The following is a 23,830-nucleotide window of genomic DNA, read 5'->3' as shown; positions in this document are numbered from 1 at the left end:
GGCGGTCGCAGTCCATCTGTGGTGAGATCGATTCCATGTCTGCGAGCGCGTGCATTCCGGAGGTACGTCGGTGACGATCAAGGTGGCCCTCGAACACCGGACGAGCTACTCGTTCGACCGCCCGACGAAGATCTACCCGCACGTTGTCCGTCTGCGACCGGCACCGCATTCGCGGACGCCCATCGAGGCGTACTCGCTGAAGGTCGAGCCGGGGGAGCACTTCCTCAACTGGCAGCAGGACGCGTTCAGCAACTACCTCGCACGGCTGGTGTTCCCCGAGCCGTCGACGACTCTGAGCATCACCGTCAGCCTTGTCGCCGACCTCACGGCGATCAACCCCTTCGACTTCTTCATCGAGGACTGGGCCGAGCACTACGGGTTCGAGTACCCGGAGGAGCTGCGTCGCGACCTGGAGATCTTCCTGCGTCCGGTGGGTGTCACCGAGGGTGAGTTCGCCGGTGCTCCGGTTCATCCCGAGGTCGCCGCGTTCGCCGCGAGACACAAGCCGATCGGCAAGACCCGCGTCATCGACTTCCTGGTGGCGCTGAACTCCGCGGTCCGCGAGGCCGTCGGCTACACCGTGCGTCTCGAGGCCGGCGTGCAGACACCGGAGTACACGCTGGAGAGCGCGATCGGTTCCTGTCGTGACTCCGCCTGGCTGCTCGTGGCCCTGCTACGCGAACTCGGCCTGGCCGCACGATTCGTGTCCGGTTACCTGGTGCAGCTGACCTCCGACATCAAATCGCTCGACGGCCCGTCGGGCCCGGACGCCGACTTCACCGACCTGCACGCGTGGACCGAGGTGTACCTGCCCGGAGCCGGCTGGGTCGGCATGGACCCGACGTCGGGGCTGTTCGCGGGCGAGGGGCACATCCCGCTGGCCGCGACGCCGCATCCGGTCGGTGCCGCGCCGATCACCGGCGCGACCGGTCCGTGCCACGCGACACTCGACTTCTCCAACACCGTCACGCGTTTCCACGAGGACCCGCGCGTCACCCTGCCGTACACACCGGAGCAGTGGGACCGCGTCGTCGAGCTCGGTGCGGCCGTGGACGAGCGCATGGAGCGCAACGGCGTCCGCCTCACGATGGGTGGCGAGCCGACCTTCGTCTCCATCGACAACCAGACCGCGCCCGAGTGGAACACCGCTGCCGACGGTCCGCACAAACGACTCCTCGCGTCCCGGCTCGCCGAGCGCCTCAGGGAGGCGTATGCACCCCAGGGTCTGATCCAGCGCACCCAGGGCAAGTGGTATCCCGGAGAACCGTTGCCGCGCTGGCAGATGGAGATCATGTGGCGCGCCGACGGCAAGCCGATCTGGCGGAACCCGGAGCTGCTCGCCGACCCGTGGTCGACACCCGAGCAGTGTGCTGCGGCGATCGAGACCGAGACCAACGGCGCCAACCCGGACGGCACCGTCGGTGAAGACCCGGCCCGGGCCGAACGCGCCCAGAAGCTGCTGGCCGCCTTCGCGGCGAATCTCGGGCTGCCCGCCGAACAGGTGATGCCCGCCTACGAGGACCCGCTGGTGCGGATGCGCGAACTGGCCACCATGCCGCCCGGAGACCCCGGCGACGATCCGACCCTGCCGACCGCCCGCACGTTCACCCAGGCGGAGTTCGACGTCGACCTGGAGACCCTCGAGGACGGCGACGAGGAGGAGCTGGCACCGGAGAAGGACTCGGTGGCGCGACGCCGTTCGCTGCTGGCCCGACTCGACGCCGCGGTCAACGACCCCAGCGCCCATGTCCTCCCGTTGAGTCGGTCGGAGGACCGGACCGCCTGGCAGAGCGCGGTGTGGTCCCTGCGCCGCGGCCGCGTCGTCCTGACCCCGGGTACTTCGCCGGCGGGTCTCCGCCTGCCGCTGAACTCGCTGTCCTGGGGGCCGGCACCGACCATGTTCGAGGCCGACCCGACGGCGCCCCACGGAGCACTTCCGGCCGATCCGGCAGAAGCGCTCGGTCACACCGTCCGCCCGGTGGACCCGTCCGAGTTCCTGCCGCGCACGGCGCTGGTCGCCGAGGTCCGCGATGGCGTGACGTACGTGTTCATGCCGCCCACCTCGACCGCCGAGGAGTTCCTCGCCCTCGTCGAACTCGTCGAGGGTGCCGCCGCGGCGACCGCGACCCCGGTCGTCATCGAAGGCTATGGGCCGCCGTCGGATCCGCGTCTGACGTCCCTGTCGGTGACCCCCGACCCCGGCGTCATCGAGGTCAACATCCAGCCGACGGCGAGCTTCGCCGAACAGTCCGAACTGCTCGAATCCCTCTACGATCACGCCCGCCACGTCCGGCTCGGCACCGAGAGCTTCGACCTCGACGGCAGTCACGGCGGCACCGGCGGCGGCAACCACATCACCCTCGGCGGGACGACGCCGGCCGACTCGCCGATGCTGCGCCGCCCCGACCTGCTGGCGTCGATGCTGACCTACTGGCAGCGTCACCCGTCGCTGTCGTACCTGTTCTCCGGCCGCTTCATCGGCACCACCTCGCAGGCGCCGCGCGTCGACGAAGGCCGGGAATCTGCGCTCTACGAACTCGAGATCGCGCTCGCCGAGATCGACCGGCTCTCCGCCACGGTCGCCGACCCGCGGGGGACCGGCCCCAAGGGGGCCCACAGTGCCGACGATCCCGAGTCGAACGCACCCAATCCGTGGGTCGCCGACCGCGCTCTCCGCCATCTGCTCACCGACATCACCGGCAACACCCACCGTGCCGAGTTCTGTATCGACAAGCTCTACAGTCCCGACTCGGTCCGCGGCCGACTCGGCCTGCTGGAACTACGCGCCTTCGAGATGCCGCCGCACCACCGGATGGCGATGGTCCAGTCGCTACTGGTGCGCAGCCTGGTGTCGTGGTTCTGGGAGAAGCCCTACCGCGCCCGGCTCATCCGCCACGGCGGCGACCTGCACGGCAAACATCTGTTGCCGCACTACGTCATCGAGGACATCGCGCTCGTCGCCGAGGAACTACGCGAGGCCGGCTATCCGTTCGAGACCGCCTGGCTCGACCCGTTCACCGAGTTCCGTTTCCCGCGTCTGGGAACCGTGCAGATCCGTGATCAGGAAGTGGAACTGCGCGGCGCCATCGAACCCTGGAACACGCTGGGGGAGGAGTCGACCGGAGCCGGCACCGCCCGCTACGTCGACTCCTCCGTCGAGCGGGTCCAGGTGCGTGTCCTCGGCGGCGAGGACGATCGCTATCTGTTGACCTGCAACGGTTTCCCCATCCCGCTGCGGTCCACCGGCCGGACCGGCGAACGGGTCGCCGGTATCCGGTTCCGGGCCTGGCAGCCGCCGAGCGCACTGCATCCGTCGATCAGCATCGACACCCCGCTGACCTTCGATCTCGTCGACACCGTCAACGGTCGGTCGGTCGGCGGTGCGACCTACCACGTGGTCCACCCGGGCGGTCGCGCCTACGACCGTCCGCCGGTGAACGCCGTCGAGGCCGAATCCCGCCGCAACGGGCGCTTCGAGGCGTCCGGTCACACCACCGGCGCCGTCGACATCGGATTGCTCCGGGAACGACAGGCCCGGCAGGCCATCGACTTCGGGGTCCCCGGGATCCTCGATCTACGGCGGGCACGTACAGTTCTCCGGTGACCTCCACACCGGGCAACGCTTCCGCGGTGTTCGATGCATCCACGGTTTTCGACCGTTACCGTGACGAGGGTTACACGCTCTTCGACCTCGCCGGACCCGGTGATCCCGACCTCGTCTCGGGAACCCATTACGACGAGCTCCTCGACTCCGCCGGCATGGTCCGTCCCGCGTGGGAAGACCTTGTGCGGCTGTATCAGCGGCGCGGTGACACCCGCCTGCGCGAGTCCGCGGACCGGCTCGCCGCGGCCGTCCGCGACGACGGCGTGGTCTACAACGAGTTCGACGGTCAGACCACCCACACCCGCGACTGGGACATCGACGCGGTGCCGCTCATCGTCGACGGCGTCGAGTGGGCGGAGCTGGAGAAGGCGATCACCCAGCGCTCGATGCTGCTCGATCTGCTGCTGCGCGATCTCTACCGCGACCAGAAGACCATCACCTCCGGTCTCGTGGCGCCCGAGATGGTCTTCGGACACCCCGGCTACATCCGCAAGGCGGCACGCCTCGAGGTCGCCGGACCCCACGCCCTGTTCCAGCACGCGGTCGACGTCTCGCGTGCCGCCGACGGCCGGTTCGTCGTCTACCGCGACCGCACCCAGGCCCCGTCGGGCATCGGCTTCTCGATCGTCGGCCGGCGTCTGCTGACCAAGACCCTCCCGCAGCTCTTCCAGGCGTGCGCGCCGCGTCCGGTGACCGGTTTCGCCGGGACGATGCGCCTCGCGCTCGCCGAGTACGCCCCACCCGGCGTCGACGACCCGACGGTCGCCGTCCTCAGCCCCGGCAGCATGTCGGAGACCGCTTTCGACCAGGCATATCTGGCCTCGGCGCTCGGCTACCCGCTGGTCGAGGGTGCGGACCTCACCGTGCGTGACGGCGCGGTCTACATGCGCTCCCTCGGGCGGTACAAGCGCGTCGACGTCCTCCTGCGACGCGTCGACGCCGCCTACGCCGATCCACTCGATCTTCGGACCGACTCCCGGCTGGGCGTCGCCGGTCTCGTCGAGGCGATCTCACGCGGTAACGTCACCGTGCTGAACACACTCGGTTCCGGTGTCCTCGAGAATCCTGCCCTGCACACGGTGCTCGAACGTCTCGCACCCGTCCTCCTCGACGAGGAGCTCGCGCTCGGCTCCGTCACCACGTACTGGGCCGGAGATGACCTGCAGCGCAGCAAGATCCAGAGCCGGATCGGATCGCTGGTGCTCACCAACACCCGCACCGCCGAGGAGTTCATCGGCCCGCTGCTCGACACGCGGACCCGCACCGAGGTCGCCGCGCGGATCGACGCGCAGTCCTGGCAATGGGTCGGACGCGAACTCGACGCCTACTCGGTGGCGCCGACCATCACCACCGGCTCGCGGCCCGGACGTCACACCACCGCGCTGCGCGCCGCACCGGTGTCCATCCGCGCGTTCAGCGTCGCCCAGGGGCCGACCTACGCCGTCATGCCCGGCGGTCTCGGCGCCGTCCTGGCCGACGGTGTCGAAGGGGCCGCCCACCACATCGTCGCGGCCAAGGACGTCTGGGTCACCAGCACCGAGGTCGGCGGCCATGTGTCGCGCCGCTCGGAGACCCGCGCCGAACCCGCCGGCGAGGTCATCCCGGAGGCGGGGCGTCCCGTGTCGCTCGAGTACTCCGAGGTCGCGGCCGCCGCGAGTCCGCGTGTGCTCGCCGACCTGTTCTGGCTCGGCCGCTACGCCGAGCGCACCGAGCAGGTCACCCGCCTCGCGAAGGTCTCCCGGCAGCGCTACCAGGACTTCCAGTACCGGCCGTGGATGTCGGGGACCCCGGCGGTGCCGCTGCTGCTGCATGCGGTCGCGACGATCACCGGCACCGACGGGTACCTCGACACCGCGGATCTGTTGCTCTCGGACACCGACCGCCAGCCCTCGCCGGATCAGGTCAACGAGGCCATCGAGAAGATCGCCGACCTCACCGTCGCCCGCTCGATCCCGGGCTCGGTCGCCTACTCGGTCGAGCGCCTCGTCGCCTCCGCCCGCGCGGTCCGCGATCAGATGTCGACCAGCACGTGGATGGTCCTGGCGCCCGTCGAACGCGTCGTCGCGAGCACCGCGCGCCTGGTCGCCCGGTCGCGGGCCGATGCCTCCGACGCCGGCATCGAGGGTCTGGGCGACGCCGCCCTCGACCTCGGTCCCGACCTCGGACGGGCGCACGAGGAGGTCCTGCACGGCGTGCTCGCACTGACCGGACTCCAGGAGGAGTCGATGGTCCACGACCCGGGCTGGATGTTCATGGACCTGGGTCGGCGCATCGAGCGCGCGATCACCCTCGCCGACCTCACCAGGGCGATGTTCACCGAGGCCCACGACACCGACGTCGAGCAGACGTTGCTGGAGTCGTACCTGGCCGCCAACGAGTCGTCGGTGATCTACCGGCGCCGCAACCGCGGTCTGTACCGGTTCGCGAGCGTCGCCGAACTGCTGCTGTTCGACCCGACCAACCCGCGCTCGATGATCTTCCAGCTCGAGAAGATGAACCACGATCTGACCTCGGTCCCCGAACCGCTCCGCTCGGCCGGGGCCGAACGAGGAGTGCAGGACATGATCGCCGAGCTGCGCCGGAGCGGACCGGTCGACCTTTCCGGCGTCGACGCGCAGGGGACCCGGACCGAACTCGCGGAGCTGATGACCACGCTGCGCTCCGGTTCCCGCGACCTGTCCGACCTGCTCAGCCGGACCCGCTTCGCCGTGCCGCGCCAGGCGCAGCCGATCTGGGGCGGGGGTGAGATGTGAGCACCCGCGTCTACCGGGTCATGCATCGCACCCGGTACACCTACAACGACGACGTGTCCTCGTCGTACGGCCGCTGCTACCTGACCCCCCGCGACCTTCCGGGGCAGCGAGTCCTCTCGGCCACCGTCGACATCGAACCCGAGCCCGACGACAGGTCGACGGGCATCGACGTCTACGGCAACAACGACACCTACTTCCACGTGCGCACCGCCCATCGGGAGCTTTCGGTCACCGCGCGCTCGGTCGTCGAGGTGGACGGCGTCGACCAGGGCATGCTCATCGGTCCGGCGGCGCGGGCACCGTGGGAGTCCGCGCGCCCGGCGGCGGTCGGGAGCCGCGGGGCCGCGCTCGCCGCCGAGTTCGTCCTCGACCTCGATCCGCCGGAGATCACCCCCTCGGTACGCGACTACGCCGCTCAGGTGTTCACCCCCGGACGACCGCTGATCGAGGCCGTCACCGACCTCACCACGCGGATCTTCGACGACTTCACCTACCGCTCCGGGTCGACGGCGATCTCGACGAAGGTCGACACGGTGATGCAGCGCCGCGAGGGTGTGTGCCAGGACTTCGCCCGGGTCGCGATCGCGTGCCTGCGCTCGGTCGGGCTCGCCGCCCGCTACGAGTCCGGTTACCTGGCGACCGACCCGCCGCCGGGCAAGGAGAAGATCTTCGGCGCCGACGCCAGCCACGCGTGGGCGGCGGTGTGGATGCCCGACGACCGCTGGCTGCCGTTCGACCCGACCAACGACAAACTGGTCGACGAACGCCATGTGACCCTGGCCTGGGGTCGTGATTACGATGACGTCCCGCCGCTGCGCGGGGTCATCTACACCGACTCGACCAAAAGCCACATCGACGTCTCGGTCGACGTCCGGCCGGTCGAGGACGAACCGGCGGAGGCCGGTACGACGCCGGCGGTTGCGTCCACCGAGGGCGCAACCCGGCACGATTTGTGAGCCGGTCCGCTAAACGCCTGGGAGGCAGCGGAATCGACGTGACTGAATCGTGATTCACCGGTCACGACGTCGTACAGAAGGATGAACACCGGTGTTGCGACGGAGTTGCAACGGGTACCTTGGGACACGACATGACGGTCATTACTGAAAGCCGCATCACCAGCGTGGTGCGGGCGGCAGAGGCGCTGCTGTCACACCGCGCCGGTTCCTCCGTTGTCCTCGACGACCCGGAGGACCTCGGGGGTAGCGGCCGTACGACGGTGGTCCGGGTGAGGGTGGCGCAGAACCCACTCAGCCTGGACCGTTCGCTGGTGATCAAGGCGCTGCCCGAACACGAGGACCCACAGGCGTTCCACCGAGAGATCGCCTCGTACAAGTACGCCACCGCGCTCCCGAACGAGTCGCGGCCGGGCCCGCAGCTCATCGCCTCCGACCCCGACCAGCGCCTCATGGTGCTCTCCGACCTCGGCCACGGCCGGTCGATGCTGGAGTTCCTCGACGGCGTCGATCCGGTGGAGACCTCCCGCGCGGTGAGCGCCTGGGGTCAGGCCCTGGGCCGGATGCACGCGGCGACCGTCGGCGGCGAGATCGACTTCGATGCCCTGGTCCGTCGCGGCCCGTCGGGCACCGAGGGCCGCGACATCCTCCGGGACGAGGCCCGACGCTCCGTCGAGGCGCTCGCCGGACACGCGGCCGCACTCGGCGTGCAGGTGCCGGACCGCGTGATCGGGGCTCTCGAGACCGCCGCCGCCCTGTTCGACGACGGTGAGCACCGCGCGTTCAGCCCGTCGGACGTCGGTCCCGAGAACATCATGCTCAACGACGACGGCGTGCAGTTCATGGATTACGAGTGGGGTGGTTTCCGCGACGCCACCCTCGACATCGCCTACGCCGTGGTGACCATGACCGCGCAGCTGCCGGCGCACGCCGCGGGACGCGCCACCGACCTCGAGGTGTCGATGGTCGACGCCTGGCGGTCGGAGGTGAACCCGATCTGGCCGACCCTCGCGCACGAGCGTGAGATGCAGCGCAAGGTGCTCGTCGCCCGGTTGCTGTGGGTGTGGCTGTCCACCGCGTGGATGCTGCCCGCCGACTCCGACCTCGTCGACCCGGAGAACGCCGGCGCGGACGCCGACGCGAGCGTGGAGATCACCCCGTTCGATCCGGACCTGCAGAACTCGGCCGCGGGCACCCCGACGGAGAGCGCAGGCGGCTTCACCCACGACTGGGCACTGCACACCAACGACCCGCGTGTGCTCGTGTCCCGCTGGACCGACCTCGCGGCCGCCGCCGGTCGCGCCGGCGAGGACGAGATCGCCGACTTCGCGACTGCAACTGGTCTGGCGTTGCAGCGCATCTGGATGGCCTGATCGGCTCGTGGACGGATTGTTCGACCCGCCCGTGGATCCCCGGGCCGGAGCCGGTGGGCCGACGTCCGGCGCCGACGGCCTGACGGCGGCTCCGAAACCGACGGCACCGCTGGCGGTCCGGATGCGCCCGCAGACCCTCGACGAGATCGTCGGCCAGCAGCACCTGCTCGGCGACGGTTCGCCGCTGCGTCGCCTGATCAGCGGTGTGGGCGCGGCCTCGGTGCTGCTCTACGGCCCGCCCGGCACCGGCAAGACGACGATGGCGTCGCTGATCGCGCGCGCGACCGGCGGTCGGTTCGAGGCGTTGTCCGCGCTGTCTGCGGGAGTCAAAGAGGTGCGTGCGGTCATCGACATCGCCCGCCGCCGACTCATCGACGGCCAGCAGACCGTCCTGTTCATCGACGAGGTCCACCGCTTCTCCAAGACCCAGCAGGATGCGCTGCTCGATGCAGTCGAGAACCGGATCGTGCTGCTGGTGGCGGCGACCACCGAGAATCCGTCGTTCTCCGTGGTGGCGCCACTGCTGTCGCGGTCTCTCGTGCTGCAATTGCGGTCCCTCACCGACGACGACATCCGTGAGGTCCTGACCAGGGCCGTCGGCGACCCGCGAGGCCTCGACGGGCAGGTCGAGGTGACCGAGGCCGCCTACGACCACCTGGTCGCGGTCGCCGGCGGCGACGCCCGGCGCGCATTGACCGCACTCGAGGCCAGCGCCGACTCGGCCACCCACGTCGACCTCGCCGACGTCGAGACCGCGATCGACCGGGCGGCGGTGCGTTACGACCGCGACGGCGACCAGCACTACGACGTGACCAGCGCGTTCATCAAGTCGATCCGCGGTTCCGATGTGGACGCCGCGGTGCACTACCTGGCGCGGATGATCGCGGCGGGGGAGGACCCGCGCTTCATCGCCCGGCGCCTGATGATCCACGCCAGCGAGGACATCGGGATGGCAGATCCCACCGCGCTGCAGACCGCCGTGGCCGCCGCCCAGGTGGTCAATCTCGTCGGTATGCCGGAGGCCAAGCTGGCCCTGACCCAGGCGACGATCCATCTGGCGACCGCACCGAAGTCGGCCGGCGTGGTGTCGGCGATCGGCGCGGCGCTCGCCGACGTCGAGGCGGGCAAGGCCCGGGCGGTGCCCGCCCACCTGCGTGACAGTCATTACGCGGGTGCCAAGAAGCTCGGCAACGGCGTCGCTTACCGGTATCCGCACGACCATCCCGACGGCGTGGTGCCGCAGCAGTACCCGCCCGACGAGCTCGTCGGCGTCGACTACTACGAGCCCACCGATCACGGGCTCGAACGCGAGATCGGGCCGCGCGTGGCACGCCTGAGATCCATCGTCCGGGGTGCCGTCACACGCCGCCGATCCCGCTGATCGCGCCGGATGTGCCGGGGATGACGCCCGGGACCGGTTCCGCGACGCGCCGACGGTACTCTGGGATGTCGCGACAACCAACGGCGAGGACGAGACCAACAGTGCAGACGCATGACATCCGGAAGCGTTTTCTGGACCACTTCATCAAGGCCGGCCACACCGAGGTGCCCAGCGCCTCGCTGCTGCTCGACGACCCCAACCTGCTGTTCGTCAACGCCGGCATGGTTCCGTTCAAGCCCTACTTCCTGGGCGAGCAGACCCCGCCGTACACCCGCGCGACAAGCGTCCAGAAGTGTGTGCGCACCCTCGACATCGACGAGGTCGGCATCACGACCCGCCACAACACCTTCTTCCAGATGGCGGGCAACTTCTCCTTCGGCGACTACTTCAAGCGCGAGGCCATCAACTTCGCCTGGACGCTGCTGACCAACAGCGTCGAAGACGGCGGCTACGGCATCGACCCGCAGAAGCTGTGGCCCACCGTCTATCTCGACGACGACGAGGCCGAGGCGATCTGGCGGGACGAGATCGGTGTGCCCGCCGAGCGCATCCAGCGTCGCGGCCTGAAGGACAACTACTGGTCGATGGGCGTCCCCGGCCCCTGTGGTCCGTGTTCGGAGATCTTCTACGACCGCGGCCCCGAGTACGGCATCGAGGGCGGCCCGGAGGCCGACGAGGACCGCTACATCGAGATCTGGAATCTCGTGTTCATGCAGAACGTCCGCGGCCCGGGCGGCGGCAAGGACAACTACGAGATCCTCGGGCCCCTGCCCAAGAAGAACATCGACACCGGCATGGGCGTCGAACGCGTCGCCTGCATCCTGCAGGGCGTCGACAACGTCTACGAGACCGACCTGCTCAAGCCGATCATCGACCTGGCCGCCGAGCTCACCGGCCGCACCTACGGCTCCGGATCGCATGCCGACGACGTGCGCTTCCGCGTGATCGCCGACCACGCCCGCACCTCGGCGTTGCTGATCGGCGACGGCGTGCTGCCCGGCAACGACGGTCGCGGCTACGTGCTGCGTCGCCTCCTGCGCCGCGTCGTCCGCTCGATGCGCCTGCTGGGCGCCGGCGACAACCAGGCCACCATGGGCACGATCATCGGCAAGGTCATCGACCTGATGGCCCCGTCGTACCCCGAGCTCGAGACCAAGCGTGCCGACATCGTGAAGGTCGCGGTGGGCGAGGAGACCTCCTTCGCCAAGACCCTCGCGGCCGGCTCCAAGCTGTTCGCCGACGCCGCGACCGCCACCAAGAAGTCGGCGAGCACCACCATCACCGGTGCCGACGCGTTCACCCTGCACGACACCTACGGCTTCCCGATCGACCTCACGCTCGAGATGGCGGCCGAGGCCGGACTCGAGGTCGACCAGGAGGGCTTCACCGCCCTGATGGCCGAGCAGAAGCAGCGCGCCAAGGCCGACGCGACCGCACGCAAGACCGGCCACGCCGACCTGAGCGTGTACCGCGATTTCCTCGACCGCGGACCCACCGAGTTCACCGGCTTCGACGAACTCGTCTCCGAGGCACGCGTTCTCGGTCTCGTCGCCGACGGCGCCCGGGTGCCCGTGGCGACCGCCGGGCAGGAACTCACCGTGGTGCTCGACCGCTCCCCGCTTTACGCCGAGTCGGGCGGCCAGATGGCCGACGTCGGCACCATCTCCACCGGTTCCGGTGTCCGACTGTCCGTGACCGACGTGCAGAAGCTCGGGAAGTCGGTGTGGCTGCACAAGGTCCGCGTCGACGAGGGCGAGATCGAGGAGGGCGACGAGGTCCTCGCCGCCGTCGACACCGCATGGCGCCACGGCGCCACCCAGGGCCACTCGGGCACCCACATGGTGCATGCCGCCCTGCGCGAGGTGCTCGGACCCGGTGCGACACAGGCGGGTTCGCTCAACCGTCCCGGCTACCTGCGCTTCGACTTCAACGCCAGCGGCCCGGTCACGGAGTCGCAGCGTCGGGAGATCGAGGAGATCGCGAACGCCGCGGTCGAGGCCAACTACCAGGTCAACACCTTCGAGACCGGACTGAACGAGGCCAAGGCGATGGGCGCGATGGCGCTCTTCGGCGAGAACTACGGCGACGTCGTGCGCGTCGTCGAGATCGGCGGCCCGTTCTCGATGGAGCTGTGCGGCGGCACGCATGTCGTGTCGTCGTCGCAGATCGGTCCGATCACCCTGATCGGCGAGTCCTCCGTCGGTTCCGGTGTGCGCCGCGTCGAGGCCTACGTCGGCATGGACTCGTTCCGCTTCCTGTCCAAGGAGCGTGCACTGCTCGCCGGCCTGGCGTCCTCGCTGAAGGTGCCCTCCGAGGAGGTGCCCGGACGCGTCGAACAACTCGTCACCAAGCTGCGCGACGCCGAGAAGGAACTCGCCCGGGTGCGCGCCGAGCAGGCGCAGGCGGCCGTGTCCGGTCTCCTCGACACCGCGACCACCGTGGGTTCCACGCTCGTGGTCGAGGGACGTGTCCCGGGACTCGACGCCAACGGATTGCGTTCGGTCGTCACCGATCTGCGGGGCCGGGTCGCCGACCGCCAGGCCGTGATCGCCCTGTTCTCGCCGAGCGGCGACGGACCGGATGCCAAGGTGCCCTTCGTGATCGCCACGACCGCAGCCGCCCGCGATGCCGGCATCAAGGCCGGTGACCTCGTCAAGGAGGTGGCACCGCTCGTCGGTGGACGCGGTGGTGGCAAGCCCGATCTCGCCCAGGGATCGGGAACCGAACCCGGCGGGATCGACGCCGCCCTGTCGCGCATCCGCGAGCTCGTCGGCTGATGCCGCTGCAACGAGGCCGCCGCCTCGGCATCGACGTCGGGAGCGTCCGGATCGGCGTCGCGGTCTGCGATCCCGACGGGATCCTCGCCACACCGGTGGAGACCGTCCGTCGAACACCCTCTGCCACAACCGATCTCGATCGGATCGTGGAACTGGTCGCCGAATACGAGGCGACCGGGGTCGTCATCGGGCTGCCGAAGACGCTGAAGAACACCACCGGGGTCGCGGCGGAGACCGCGCGCGCCTTCGGTGATCGACTCGCCGAGCGCATCGCGCCGGCCGAGGTGCATTGGCAGGACGAACGATTCACCACCGTGACCGCGCAGCAGGCGCTACACGCGAGCGGCCGGACGGTGAAGTCATCTCGAGGAGTCATCGACCAAGCGGCCGCGGTAGCTATCCTTCAGGGATGGCTGGATGCGCGACGGTGAGTCCGATGGTCCCTCGACAGAGTCGGGAGGGGAGCCGGCGGTGACCGAAGAACGGCGTCGCACGCGACACCGGGACAGCCAGGGACGCCGTGCCGACGCGCACCAAAGCGGTGCCGAGGGCATGGATCCGGAGCGTCTGCGGTACTTCACGCAGCCCGGCGAGGGAGCGCCGCACACCCGGCATCGTCGCCGGCGTGCGGCCCCGCCCGCGCCGCCCGGAGAGCCCACACCCCCGGCCCAGGGTGGTCGGCCGGGTGGGATCCCGGGGCGTGCGCAGCCCGTGCGGATCCCGCCGGGCGGTCAGCCCCCACAACCGCCGCGCGTGCAGCAGGCGCCTCCGCCGCCGGCCGCCCCGCGTCGGCCCGTGCCGCCGCCACCGCCGGTGGCCCCGCCTCAGGAAGCCGCCGACCGGTATGAGGACGCGGAGTTCACCGACGTCGACGCCCAACCCGTCTACGACGAACAGACCTACGACGAACCGGCCTTCGACGAGGCTGGATATGCCGAGCCCGCACACACCGAGCCCGTGACGACGACGCCGCGCGGTGTGCGCGGTCGCGACGAGGACGATTGGTGGCCGGGTGCCGACGAGGCGGAACCGGCGGCGGCGCCGCGACGTCCGCGCCGGCGCAACCGCGAGAACCAGAAGAAGCGCCGCGTGGTGCTGGCGCTGGCGATCGTGTTCATGCTCGCGCTCGTCGGCGGCGTCGGCTACTACGGTCTGCGCTCCATGGGAGTCCTGGAGTCGCGCAAGGACTACACCAACACCGCAGGCGCCAGCGACGTGATCGTCGACATCCCGGAGAACTCGACCCTGTCCGACTTCGGCCAGATCCTTCTCGACGCCGATGTCGTCGGCAGCATGCGTGCTTTCCTCGACGCCGCGGACGGCCAGCCCATGTCCGGCGGCCTCTACAAGATGCGGACCCAGATCCCGGCGTCGACCGCCGTGGAGATGCTCACCGACGACAGTGCCCAGCACCGGGTCGGACGCGTGGTGATCCCGCCGGGTCTGCAGCTCGACTCCAAGACCGGCATCGACGACAAGATCACGCCGGGCATCTTCCAGCTGATCGAGGACGCCACGACGACCGAGATCAACGGTCAGCCCGAGGGCGTCACCGTCGCCCAGCTCGAGGAGGCGGCCGCCACCTCGACCCCCGAGGCGCTCGGGGTGCCGGACTGGGCGAAGGAGAACGTCGCGTCGATGACCGGCGACCATCGCCGCATCGAGGGCCTGATCGCGCCCACCACCTGGGAGCGCGTCGAACCCGATCACACCGCGGTGCAGATCCTCAACGAGATGATCACCAAGAGCGCGGCGATGTTCGACCAGTGGGGTCTGGTGGACGACAACAAGTCCGGGCTCTCGCCCTACGAGACGCTGATCGCCGCGTCGATCGTCGAACGCGAGGTGCGGCACGTCGAGGACGCGCCGAAGGTCGCCCGCGTCATCCGCAACCGGCTCGACGAGGATCAGCGGCTCGAGATGGACTCGACGCAGAACTACACCGCCGCGGTCACCAACATCGACGTGCACGGTGACGCCTACAAGGCCGACAACGAGTGGAACACCTACCGCTACAAGGGTCTTCCGCCGACCCCGATCGCGGCCGTGGGTGTACCCGCACTCGAGGCGATGCTCGACCCGGCCCCGGGTTCGTGGCTGTACTTCGTCACCGTCGACACCGCGGGCACCACGCTGTTCGCCGACACCTTCGAGGAACACAAGCGCAACCGCAACGTCGCCTGCAAGAACAAACTCGTGTCGACGGGATGCCAGTGACCCGTTCGCCCAACGGTGACCGTCGCCGGGCGGCGGTGCTCGGTTCGCCCATCGCGCACTCCAAGTCGCCCGCCGTGCACCTGGCCGCCTACCGGGCGCTGGGTCTCGACGACTGGACCTACGACCGGATCGAGTGCACGGCCGACCGATTGCCCGAGATCGTGTCCGGCGCGGCGCCGGAGTTCATCGGGTTCTCGGTGACCATGCCGAACAAGCTGGCCGCGTTGGACTTCGCGACCGAGCGGACCGAACGGGCCGAGCTCGTCGGATCGGCGAACACCCTCGTCCGCATCGACGGCGGGTGGCGAGCCGACTGCACCGACATCGACGGCATGACCGGTGCGCTGGCCGAACTGGGCGTCGACGCCGACCTCGCCGCGGGGGCCGCGCCCGACGCGGTCGTGGTCGGTGCCGGCGGCACCGCGCTGCCGACCGTCATGGCACTCGCCGAGGTGGGAGTCTCGACGATCTCGGTCGTCGCGCGCGACGCAGGTCGGGCCGCGTCCGTCCTGGAGCTGTGCGAGCGCCTCGGCATCGCCGGTGAGGTCATCCCCTTCGACGCCGGGACAGCGCTCGAAAACCGTTGCCGGGCAGCGTCTGTCGTGGTGTCGACGGTGCCCGCACCGGCGGCCGGGACGCTCGCGCCCGCAATCGCCCATGCGCGCAAGGTCGTCGACGTGATCTACGACCCCTGGCCGACGCCGCTCGCCGCCACCGTCGAGGCGGCCGGTGGCGCTGTCGTCGGGGGACTGGTCATGCTGCTGAACCAGGCCTTCCGTCAGGTCGAGCTGTTCACCGGGCTCCCGGCACCCCGCGAGGCGATGACGAAGGTGCTCATCCCCAACGCCTGAGGCTGTGGAGACCGTCGGTCACTGTGTCGGCGATACGCGCGAAGCTCGGCACATGGTCGAACCCGCCATCCTGTTCTGGTTGCTCGCGATCGCGGTCACCGACGCGCGCACCCGGCGCATCCCCAATGCGATGGTGTGGCCCGGGCTCTGCGCGGTGGCCGCTGTCGCGATCGCCCAGCCTGCCGTGGGGCTTGCCGCCGCGGCGGCCGCGACGCCGTACCTGCTGACGTTCACGATCGGATGGTGCGGCGGCGGTGACGTGAAGCTCGCCTTCGCCTGCGGCGGTCTCGCGCAGCGCTGGGACACCGCGATCGCGATGGTGGCGTGCGCCTCGCTCGTGACACTGGTGATCGCCCTCGTGAGCGTCGGGCGAAGTGCCCCACGACGGGGACATGCGCACGCCCCGGCGCTCGTCGGTGCACTGATCGCCGTGTCCGATCTGGCCTGACGACGCCTGCCCCACGACCGCTGTCGGGGAGTTGTGGGGCACATGGAACAATTGATCACTGTGCTGCGCTGGATAACTGCCGGAGAATCCCACGGACCCGCCTTGGTCGCCCTCGTCGAGGGCATGGTCGCCGGGGTCGAGGTGACCTCGTCGGACATCGCCGAACAGCTCGCCCGCCGTCGCCTCGGCTACGGTCGCGGCGCGCGGATGAAGTTCGAGGCCGACAAGGTCACCGTGATCGGTGGCGTGCGCCACGGACGCACGATGGGCGGCCCGGTCGCCATCGAGATCGGCAACACCGAATGGCCCAAGTGGGAGACCGTGATGGCGGCCGACCCGGTCGATCCCGCCGAACTCGAGGGCAGCGCCCGCAACGCACCGCTGACCCGTCCGCGGCCCGGTCACGCCGACTACTCGGGCATGCTCAAGTACGGCTTCGACGATGCTCGACCGGTCCTCGAACGCGCCAGTGCCCGCGAGACCGCGGCCCGCGTCGCCGCCGGCACCGTCGCCCGCAACTTCCTGCGTCAGGTCTTCGACATCGAGGTCGTCTCGCACGTCATCTCGATCGGCGCGAGTGATCCCTACGTCGGCCCGCCGCCCCGCTACAGCGACCTCGAGGCCATCGACGCCAGCCCCGTCCGCGCCTTCGACGCCGCCGCCGAGAAGTCGATGATCGATGAGATCGAGGCCGCCAAGAAGGACGGCGACACCCTCGGCGGCGTCGTCGAGATCGTCGCCACCGGTGTGCCCGTCGGCCTCGGCTCGCACGTCAGCGGCGAGACCCGCCTCGATGCACGTCTGGCCGCCGCCCTCATGGGCATCCAGGCCATCAAGGGTGTCGAGGTCGGCGACGGCTTCACCACCGCCCGCCGCCGCGGCAGCGAGGCCCACGACGAGATGGTCCCCGGACCCGACGGTGTGCTGCGCTCGACCAACCGCGCGGGCGGCCTCGAAGGCGGCATGACCAACGGCGAGGACCTGCGCGTCCGCATCGCGATGAAGCCCATCTCGACGGTGCCGCGCGCGCTGTCGACGGTCGACATGGAGACGGGGGAGACCGCCAGCGCGATCCACCAGCGCTCCGACGTGTGCGCCGTACCCGCGGCCGGTGTGGTCGCCGAGGCCATGGTGGCGCTCGTCGTGGCCCAGGCGGCACTGGACAAGTTCGGTGGCGATTCGGCCACCGAGACCGCCACCAACCTCGGCGCCTACCTGACTGCCGTCCACGCGCGCCCGCCGCGCCCATGACCCAGACGCCGACCCCCACACGGGCGACCACGGGGCGACGCCCCAGCGCCGTGCTGATCGGCTTCATGGGCGCCGGCAAGTCGACCGTCGGGCGTCTGCTCGCCGACCGGCTCGGGGTCGACTTCGTCGACACCGACATCGAACTGGTCCGGCGCACGGGGCGTTCCATCCCGGAGATCTTCGAATCCGACGGGGTCGACGGCTTCCGCACCATCGAGGAGAACGTCGTCTGCGACGTCCTCGACAACCACGGCGGGGTCGTGTCACTCGGCGGGGGCGCGGTCACCACGGCCGGTGTCCGCGACGCGCTGGCCGACCAGCGGGTGGTCTATCTGCGCGTCAGCCCCGAACGCGGCTACGAGCGGGTATCCGGCACCGACCGGCCGCTGCTGGCCACCGAGGACCCGGCCGCCCGCTATGCGGAACTGCTCGCCGAACGCACCGACATCTACTCGTCGGTGTGCACCTTCGAGGTCGACGCCGACGCCGCCCCGGACGCCGTCGCCGACGCCATCGTCTCCGAACTCGCCCGCGAACTCGACGTGAGGACACCAGAATGACCGACACCGAACCCGTTGCGATCCGCGTCAACGCGGGTGCGCCCTACGATGTGACGATCGGGCGCGGGCTGCTCGGCGAGGTCGCCGAGGCCGCCGCCGGCGCCGACCGTATCGCGATCCTGTACCAGCCGCCGCTGAACAAGACCGCCGAACAGATCCGGGAATTCCTGGCGGACAAGGGTTTCGACGCCCACCGCATCGAGATCCCGGACGCCGAGGCGGGTAAGGACCTGTCGGTCGCCGCCTTCTGCTGGGAGGTTTTCGGGCGGATCGGTCTCAAGCGCAACGACAAGGTCATCAGCCTCGGCGGCGGTGCCGCGACCGACGTCTCCGGATTCGTCGCCGCCACCTGGATGCGCGGCATCGGCGTCATCCATGTCCCGACCACACTGCTGGCGATGGTCGACGCCGCGGTCGGCGGCAAGACCGGCATCAACACCGAGGCGGGCAAGAACCTCGTCGGCTCGTTCCACGAACCCGACGCGGTCCTCATCGACATCGGCACCCTCGAGACCGTGCCCCGCAACGAGATCGTCGCCGGGCTCGCCGAGGTCATCAAGACCGGTTTCATCGCCGATCCGACCATCCTCGACATCATCGAGGCCGACCCGGAGGCCGCGCTCGACCCCACCAGCCCGGTCCTACCGGATCTGATCCGCCGCTCGGTGCAGGTGAAGGCCGACGTCGTCTCGGCCGATCTCAAGGAGTCCTCGCTGCGCGAGATCCTCAACTACGGCCACACCCTGGGCCACGCGATCGAGCGCCGCGAGCGGTACCGCTGGCGTCACGGCGCCGCGGTGTCGGTGGGCCTGGTGTTCGCCGCCGAGCTGGCCCGCCTGGCCGGACGTCTCGACGACGCGACCGCCGACCGCCACAAGTCGGTTCTGGAGCTCGTCGGCCTGCCGACGACCTACGATCCCGATGCCTTCCCCGACCTGCTCGAGGGGATGGCGGGGGACAAGAAGAACCGTTCCGGTGTGCTGCGGTTCGTCGTGCTCGACGGGCTGGCCAAGCCGGGCCGTCTCGAGGGACCTGATCCGGGCCTCCTCGCCGCCGCCTACTCGGCCGTCGCGGGCGGGGCGGGCAAGAGCACGTCGGTCCTGCTCTAGGCCCATACCGCCAGAGACGAACGAACCCCACGACCTCGCGGTCGTGGGGTTCGTTGTTCGTCGGAGTGGGCTACTGGGCGGTCGCGTCGGCGTGATGGTCCTCGTGGACCGACCAGTCGTCCTCGGGGGCGCCCTTGTTCTGGTCGCGGCGGATCAGCCAGCGGCCGATGGCCGCACCGACGAACGCCGGGACGAACACCAGCAGCGCGGTGAACGAGGCGCCGGCGATCAGCTCGACGAACAGGCCGGCCTGGCCGATGCCGGCGAGGACCGTGTTGCCGAGGATCCAGGAGATCAGTCCGGCGATGACACCGGCCATGACACCCGCCTTGAGCCAGCGGACGGTGAGGTCCTCGTAGTCGTCCGGATCGGGGTTGGCGCGGGCATCGCGGATACCGTCGAAACCGCCCCAGACCAGGGCGATCAGGACGACCGCCGCGATGGTGACGGTGCGCCACACGGTGGAGTTCAGCGGGGCCTCGACCACCGCGACACCGAGCAGGATTCGGGCGAGGACGTGAACGGCGGTCATCGTCAGACCGCGTACCAACCACGAAGACATGCGCGTCATACTACGCATCTGTGCCGTGATCGCCGACACACCCGGTCGATCCGGCCGGTCCAGCGTGCCGGGTTCGCACTGGGCGTCGTCCCGCCGTAGCGTTGCCCGGGTGCCGATCATCCACGACACAGCAGCCCGGCGGGACCGGCTGCGGAACCAGTTACGCGAGCGTCCCGACGCCGAGCAGGTGTCGACGTTCGTGGTCTCCGACCTCGTCAACGTCCGCTATCTGACCGGCTTCACGGGGTCCAACGCGGCGGTCCTCATCGACGTGTCCGATCCCGCGGGGGATCGGATCGCCACCGATGGCCGCTACCTCACCCAGGTCGCCGCGCAGGTGCCGGACGTCGAGTCCGTCATCGAACGGGCCTGCGTACCGGCGCTGATCGCCCACGCACGGACCGCGGGTGCGTCGCGGATCGGCTTCGAGGCCGACGCCGAGACCGTCGCCGGCCACCGTGCCGTGACCGCGTCGATCGAGGACTCCGGTGTCGAACTGGTCGGCCTCACCGGCGTCGTGCAGGCGCTGCGTTCGGTCAAGGACGCGGGGGAGATCGCGCTGCTGCGTGCCGCCTGCGCGATCGGTGACGCCGCCCTCGCCCAGATCATCGCCGACGGCGTCCTGCGTGCCGGCACCACCGAGCGCCAGGCCGCCCGTGCACTGGAGTTCGAGATGTACCGCTTGGGCGCCGACGGCATCGCCTTCGAGACCATCGTGGCCGCCGGTGCGCACTCGGCGATCCCGCATCACCGGCCCACCCACACCGCGCTGGCCGACGGCGATCTCGTGAAGATCGACTTCGGCGCGGTCGTCGGCGGTTACCACTCCGATATGACCCGTACCTTCGTGTTGCGCCGCGCCGCGGACTGGCAACGCGACATCTACGACCTCGTCGCCACCGCGCAGGCCGCCGGCCGGGCGGCCCTGCGTCCCGGTGCGGAGCTGCGGGAGGTGGACGCCGCCGCGCGCGACGTCATCGCCGACGCGGGGCACGGCGACCACTACGTGCACGGCCTCGGCCACGGCGTGGGCCTCGAGATCCACGAAGCGCCGGGAATCGGCAAACTCGCGGCGGGTACACTGCCATGCGGTGCTGCGGTCACCGTGGAGCCCGGTGTGTACCTACCCGGATGGGGTGGGGTCAGGATCGAGGACACCCTGGTCGTCACACAAGGCGACCCGGAACTGTTGACCACCACCGACAAGACATTCACCGTCATCTGACTGCAAGGGAAGAAACACCACATGGCGACCACCGCCGATTTCAAAAACGGCCTCGTGCTGCGCATGGACGACCAGCTCTGGCAGATCCAGGAGTTCCAGCACGTCAAGCCGGGCAAGGGCCCCGCGTTCGTGCGCACCAAGATCAAGAACGTGCTGAGCGGCAAGACTGTCGACAAGACCTTCAACGCCGGCGTCAAGGTCGAGACCGCCACCGTCGACCGTCGGGACATGACCTTCCTGTACAACGACGGCACCGACTACGTCTTCATGGACGCACAGGACTACGAGCAGTTCTCGCTGCCGCCGGCCGTCGTCGGCGACGGCGCACGCTTCCTGCTGGAGAACATGACCGTGCAGGTCTCGCTCAACGAGGGCAACCCGCTGTTCGTCGAGCTCCCGGTCACCGTCGAGCTCATCGTCGCCCAGACCGACCCGGGTCTGCAGGGTGACCGCTCCACCGGCGGCACCAAGCCCGCCACGCTCGAGACCGGTGCCGAGATCCAGGTGCCCCTGTTCATCAACACCGGTGACAAGCTCAAGGTCGACTCGCGTGACGGCAGCTACCTCGGCCGCGTCAACTCCTGACCTGTGAAACAACCCGGAACCCGACACAAGGCGCGGCGGCGCGCGGTCGACCTTCTCTTCGAGGCAGAGGCCAAGAAGGTCAGCCCCGCGCAGCTCGTCGCCGAACGTCGTGAATACGTCCGCAGTGACGAGAGCGTCGGCTCGATCCACGACTACACCGCCACGGTGATCAACGGGCTTGCCGACGATCAGGATCAGATCGACGCGGTCATCTCGTCCCATCTGCGGGAGTGGACGTTGGAGCGTCTGCCCGCCGTCGACCGCGCCATCATGCGCCTGGCGACCTGGGAGCTGTTCAACTCGCTCGACGTCGACACCATCGTGGTTGTCGACGAGGCGGTCGAGCTCGCCAAGGAGCTGTCCACCGACGACTCGCCGGCCTTCGTCAACGGCGTGCTCGCCAAGATCGCCGAGCTCGCGCCGCAGGTCCGTGCCGCCGCGTCCGCCGAGCCGCGGCCGTCGGGTGACGCCGAGTAGTACGGAAGATCTCATGCCATCGGTCCCGGTCGTGTTCGCGACCGGGACCGATTGCTGTGGCGCAGGTCGCGGGAATTCGTCTGTCTCGCGACGCGGTGTAAAGTGTCGCAAGACAGACATCCTTTAACGATCCGTCCTGCGAGGCGGAGAAGGAGGTCGGCTTTGGCCAGCCCCGCCCCCAGGGTGCTGCTCGATGCCGCTGACGTGTCGCGCACGATTGCTCGTGTCGCACACCAGGTGATCGAGAAGACAGCTCTGGACTCGCCCGACGCCCCGCGCGTCGTTCTCATCGGAATCCCTACTCGCGGAACGTCTCTCGCGACCCGTTTGGGTTCCAAGATCGGCGAGTTCGCCAACGTCGAGGTGCCGGTCGGCTACCTCGACATCACTCTCTACCGCGACGATCTGCGCGGTAAGCCCCATCGCCCGCTCGAACGGACCATGGTCCCGGCCGGCGGCGTCGACGGCGCGATCGTGATCCTCGTCGACGACGTGCTCTACTCCGGACGCACGGTCCGCGCTGCACTCGACGCGCTGCGTGACCTCGGCCGCCCGGCCGCGGTCCAGCTCGCGGTGCTGGTGGATCGCGGTCACCGCGAACTGCCGCTGCGCGCAGACTATGTCGGCAAGAACATCCCCACCGCTCGCGACGAGCAGGTGTCGGTGCACCTCACCGAACACGACGGGATCGACCAGGTCGTCCTGAGTTCGGCTGCGAATACCGCTGCCGCCGAGGGTGATTCCTGATGCGGCATCTCCTCTCCACGCAGGACCTCAGTCGCGACGAGGCCACCGCGCTGCTCGACGACGCCGAGCGTTTCGAGCAGGCGCTGACGGGCCGCGAGGTCCGCAAGCTGCCGACGCTGCGCGGCCGCACCGTCATGACGGTGTTCTACGAGAACTCGACCCGCACCCGCGTCTCCTTCGAGGTCGCCGGCAAGTGGATGAGCGCCGACGTGATCAACGTCAGCGCCTCGAGTTCCTCTGTGGGCAAAGGCGAATCGCTGCGGGACACGGTCAAGACCCTGCACGCCGCAGGCGCCGACGCCCTGATCGTCCGGCACCCCGCATCGGGCGCGCCCGCCCAGATCGCCGACTGGACCACCGATTCCGACGGCGAGGGCCCGGCGATCATCAACGCCGGCGACGGCACGCACGAGCATCCGACGCAGGCACTGCTCGACGCGCTCACCCTGCGCCAGCGGCTCGGTTCGCTGGACGGGCGCCGCATCGCGATCGTCGGCGACGTGGTGCACTCGCGGGTCGCGCGGTCCAACGCGCACCTGCTGTCGACCCTCGGCGCCGAGGTCGTCCTCGTCGCCCCGCCGACCCTGCTCCCGGCGGGAGTGGGCGAGTGGCCGGTCACCGTCTCGGGCAACCTCGACGCCGAACTGCCGTCGGTCGATGCGGTCATGATGCTGCGGGTGCAGGCCGAGCGCATGAACGGCGGGTTCTTCCCGAGCGCCCGGGAGTACTCGGTCCGCTTCGGTCTCAACGACCGCCGCCTCGCGATGCTCTCCGACGACGCGGTCGTGCTGCACCCCGGCCCGATGCTGCGCGGCATGGAGATCGGCTGGTCGGTCGCCGATTCGCCGAAGGCCACCGTCCTCGAACAGGTCCGCAACGGCGTGCACGTCCGCATGGCGGTGCTCTTCCGCCTCCTCGTCGGCTCCGACTCGGCGGGAGCCCATCTGTGACGCCGAG

At 69.7% G+C, this 23,830-nt stretch carries 19 protein-coding genes; 18 read left to right on the top strand and 1 reads right to left on the bottom strand.

Annotated elements, in window-relative coordinates:
• Window positions 1-70: 70 nt before the first annotated feature.
• The 13 genes from LQD00_RS21770 to aroB all read left to right on the top strand — a co-directional run bounded on the left by LQD00_RS21770 (window position 71) and on the right by aroB (window position 19,277).
• On the top strand, window positions 71-3,604 hold the full coding sequence (locus LQD00_RS21770) for a transglutaminase family protein (RefSeq protein ID WP_232719371.1): 3,534 nt from the start codon (window positions 71-73) through the stop codon (window positions 3,602-3,604).
• Window positions 3,601-6,357 (top strand): circularly permuted type 2 ATP-grasp protein, encoded by a 2,757-nt coding sequence (locus LQD00_RS21765; RefSeq protein WP_232719370.1) that lies wholly within the window; start codon window positions 3,601-3,603, stop codon window positions 6,355-6,357. Before LQD00_RS21770 ends, LQD00_RS21765 begins: the two co-directional genes overlap by 4 nt.
• Entirely contained in the window at window positions 6,354-7,313 is a 960-nt protein-coding gene (locus tag LQD00_RS21760) for a transglutaminase family protein (RefSeq protein WP_232719369.1), read from the top strand. Before LQD00_RS21765 ends, LQD00_RS21760 begins: the two co-directional genes overlap by 4 nt.
• Before the next feature lie 131 nt (window positions 7,314-7,444).
• Window positions 7,445-8,683 carry a hypothetical protein gene (locus LQD00_RS21755; protein WP_232719368.1) on the top strand — a complete coding sequence of 413 codons (1,239 nt, stop codon included), beginning with the start codon at window positions 7,445-7,447 and terminating at the stop codon, window positions 8,681-8,683.
• A gap of 7 nt (window positions 8,684-8,690) precedes the next feature.
• A complete protein-coding gene (locus LQD00_RS21750; protein WP_232719367.1) occupies window positions 8,691-10,064 on the top strand; it encodes a replication-associated recombination protein A in 1,374 nt (457 codons plus the stop codon).
• Window positions 10,065-10,165: 101 nt separating this feature from the next.
• Window positions 10,166-12,841 carry an alanine--tRNA ligase gene (alaS, locus tag LQD00_RS21745; protein WP_232719366.1) on the top strand — a complete coding sequence of 892 codons (2,676 nt, stop codon included), beginning with the start codon at window positions 10,166-10,168 and terminating at the stop codon, window positions 12,839-12,841.
• Window positions 12,841-13,272: a Holliday junction resolvase RuvX gene (ruvX, locus tag LQD00_RS21740; RefSeq protein WP_232719365.1), complete on the top strand. Its 432-nt coding sequence runs from the start codon at window positions 12,841-12,843 to the stop codon at window positions 13,270-13,272. The genes alaS and ruvX overlap by 1 nt, the downstream gene beginning before the upstream one ends.
• Window positions 13,259-15,058 (top strand): endolytic transglycosylase MltG, encoded by a 1,800-nt coding sequence (gene mltG, locus LQD00_RS21735; RefSeq protein ID WP_232719364.1) that lies wholly within the window; start codon window positions 13,259-13,261, stop codon window positions 15,056-15,058. Before ruvX ends, mltG begins: the two co-directional genes overlap by 14 nt.
• Entirely contained in the window at window positions 15,055-15,909 is an 855-nt protein-coding gene (locus LQD00_RS21730; protein ID WP_232719505.1) for a shikimate dehydrogenase, read from the top strand. The genes mltG and LQD00_RS21730 overlap by 4 nt, the downstream gene beginning before the upstream one ends.
• Window positions 15,910-15,961: 52 nt before the next feature.
• On the top strand, window positions 15,962-16,357 hold the full coding sequence (locus LQD00_RS21725; protein WP_232719363.1) for an A24 family peptidase: 396 nt from the start codon (window positions 15,962-15,964) through the stop codon (window positions 16,355-16,357).
• Between the two features lie 42 nt (window positions 16,358-16,399).
• Entirely contained in the window at window positions 16,400-17,608 is a 1,209-nt protein-coding gene (gene aroC / locus LQD00_RS21720; RefSeq protein WP_232719362.1) for a chorismate synthase, read from the top strand.
• Window positions 17,605-18,168 carry a shikimate kinase gene (locus tag LQD00_RS21715; RefSeq protein ID WP_232719361.1) on the top strand — a complete coding sequence of 188 codons (564 nt, stop codon included), beginning with the start codon at window positions 17,605-17,607 and terminating at the stop codon, window positions 18,166-18,168. Before aroC ends, LQD00_RS21715 begins: the two co-directional genes overlap by 4 nt.
• On the top strand, window positions 18,165-19,277 hold the full coding sequence (gene aroB, locus LQD00_RS21710; protein ID WP_006866342.1) for a 3-dehydroquinate synthase: 1,113 nt from the start codon (window positions 18,165-18,167) through the stop codon (window positions 19,275-19,277). Before LQD00_RS21715 ends, aroB begins: the two co-directional genes overlap by 4 nt.
• Before the next feature lie 70 nt (window positions 19,278-19,347).
• Here the strand turns inward: aroB and LQD00_RS21705 are convergent, their stop codons facing one another.
• Entirely contained in the window at window positions 19,348-19,839 is a 492-nt protein-coding gene (locus LQD00_RS21705; RefSeq protein WP_232719360.1) for a B-4DMT family transporter, read from the bottom strand.
• A 109-nt stretch (window positions 19,840-19,948) separates the two neighbouring features.
• On the opposite strand from LQD00_RS21705, the gene LQD00_RS21700 reads away from it, so the two are divergent.
• The 5 genes from LQD00_RS21700 to LQD00_RS21680 all read left to right on the top strand — a co-directional run bounded on the left by LQD00_RS21700 (window position 19,949) and on the right by LQD00_RS21680 (window position 23,823).
• Window positions 19,949-21,064 (top strand): M24 family metallopeptidase, encoded by a 1,116-nt coding sequence (locus LQD00_RS21700; protein ID WP_232719504.1) that lies wholly within the window; start codon window positions 19,949-19,951, stop codon window positions 21,062-21,064.
• Between the two features lie 21 nt (window positions 21,065-21,085).
• Window positions 21,086-21,649, top strand: a complete 564-nt coding sequence (gene efp, locus LQD00_RS21695; RefSeq protein ID WP_005197124.1) for an elongation factor P — start codon at window positions 21,086-21,088, stop codon at window positions 21,647-21,649.
• Between the two features lie 3 nt (window positions 21,650-21,652).
• Window positions 21,653-22,126 carry a transcription antitermination factor NusB gene (gene nusB / locus LQD00_RS21690; RefSeq protein ID WP_006357195.1) on the top strand — a complete coding sequence of 158 codons (474 nt, stop codon included), beginning with the start codon at window positions 21,653-21,655 and terminating at the stop codon, window positions 22,124-22,126.
• Window positions 22,127-22,288: 162 nt separating this feature from the next.
• Window positions 22,289-22,873 carry a bifunctional pyr operon transcriptional regulator/uracil phosphoribosyltransferase PyrR gene (gene pyrR / locus LQD00_RS21685; protein ID WP_232719359.1) on the top strand — a complete coding sequence of 195 codons (585 nt, stop codon included), beginning with the start codon at window positions 22,289-22,291 and terminating at the stop codon, window positions 22,871-22,873.
• Window positions 22,873-23,823, top strand: coding sequence for an aspartate carbamoyltransferase catalytic subunit (locus LQD00_RS21680; protein WP_232719358.1), 951 nt, complete (start codon window positions 22,873-22,875; stop codon window positions 23,821-23,823). Before pyrR ends, LQD00_RS21680 begins: the two co-directional genes overlap by 1 nt.
• Window positions 23,824-23,830 lie beyond the last annotated feature (7 nt).

The sequence above is a fragment of the Gordonia metallireducens genome (assembly GCF_021245825.1).
In the GTDB taxonomy this organism is placed as follows: domain Bacteria; phylum Actinomycetota; class Actinomycetes; order Mycobacteriales; family Mycobacteriaceae; genus Gordonia; species Gordonia namibiensis.
Note: the sequence above shows the minus strand (reverse complement) of the source record. Positions and strands in the feature narration are given on the sequence as shown.

Excerpts from the sequence above, each read along its gene's own strand:
- aroB (WP_006866342.1), top strand. The coding sequence starts at position 18,165 with ATGACCGACACCGAACCCGTTGCGATCCGCGTCAACGCGGGTGCGCCC.
- efp (WP_005197124.1), top strand. The coding sequence starts at position 21,086 with ATGGCGACCACCGCCGATTTCAAAAACGGCCTCGTGCTGCGCATGGAC.
- LQD00_RS21755 (WP_232719368.1), top strand. The coding sequence starts at position 7,445 with ATGACGGTCATTACTGAAAGCCGCATCACCAGCGTGGTGCGGGCGGCA.
- ruvX (WP_232719365.1), top strand. The coding sequence starts at position 12,841 with ATGCCGCTGCAACGAGGCCGCCGCCTCGGCATCGACGTCGGGAGCGTC.
- mltG (WP_232719364.1), top strand. The coding sequence starts at position 13,259 with ATGCGCGACGGTGAGTCCGATGGTCCCTCGACAGAGTCGGGAGGGGAG.
- aroC (WP_232719362.1), top strand. The coding sequence starts at position 16,400 with ATGGAACAATTGATCACTGTGCTGCGCTGGATAACTGCCGGAGAATCC.
- LQD00_RS21715 (WP_232719361.1), top strand. The coding sequence starts at position 17,605 with ATGACCCAGACGCCGACCCCCACACGGGCGACCACGGGGCGACGCCCC.
- LQD00_RS21705 (WP_232719360.1), bottom strand. The coding sequence starts at position 19,839 with ATGTCTTCGTGGTTGGTACGCGGTCTGACGATGACCGCCGTTCACGTC.
- LQD00_RS21680 (WP_232719358.1), top strand. The coding sequence starts at position 22,873 with ATGCGGCATCTCCTCTCCACGCAGGACCTCAGTCGCGACGAGGCCACC.
- LQD00_RS21725 (WP_232719363.1), top strand. The coding sequence starts at position 15,962 with ATGGTCGAACCCGCCATCCTGTTCTGGTTGCTCGCGATCGCGGTCACC.